Origin of the sequence: Ensifer sp. ENS06, from assembly GCF_014852205.1 — a bacterium.
Classification (GTDB): domain Bacteria; phylum Pseudomonadota; class Alphaproteobacteria; order Rhizobiales; family Rhizobiaceae; genus Ensifer; species Ensifer adhaerens.
This window is the reverse complement of the sequence record NZ_JACVBC010000044.1, coordinates 1-580: the sequence shown is the minus strand read 5'-3', so window position 1 is coordinate 580 and position 580 is coordinate 1. Positions and strand designations below refer to the sequence as shown.

The window sequence follows — 580 nt, the reverse complement described above, 5'->3', positions numbered from 1 at the left end:
CTGAGCAGATCAAGGCCGCGCTTGGATCGGGCCTGCTTTCGTTCCCGGTGACGCATTTCGATGCGGAGGGTCGGTTTGCGCCGGACAGCTATCGGGCGCATGTCGAGTGGCTGGCCGGCTACAAGGCCCCGGTTCTGTTTGCGGCCGGTGGCACCGGCGAGTTCTTTTCGCTGAAGCCGGACGAGATCCCCGGCATCGTCAGGGCGGCCAAGGACGTTTCCGGCGACACGGCGATCGTATCGGGCTGCGGCTATGGCACGGAGATGGCGGTCGACATCGCCCGTTCGGTCGAGCGCGTCGGTGCCGACGGCATCCTGCTTCTGCCGCACTATCTGATCGATGCGCCGCAGGAAGGGCTTTATGCCCATGTGAAGACGATCTGCCAGTCGGTCGGCATCGGCGTCATGGTCTATAACCGCGACAACGCGGTGCTGCAGGCCGACACGCTCGCAAGGCTGTGCGACGAATGCCCGAACCTGATCGGCTTCAAGGATGGCACCGGCGACATCGGGCTGGTGCGCCAGGTCACCGCCAAGATGGGCGACCGGCTGATGTATCTCGGCGGCATGCCGACGGCGGA

At 65.2% G+C, this 580-nt stretch carries 1 protein-coding gene; it reads left to right on the top strand.

From position 1 onward, the window contains the following. The coding region (locus IB279_RS36750) for a dihydrodipicolinate synthase family protein (protein ID WP_210338786.1) at positions 1-580 on the top strand (580 nt) is incomplete at both ends.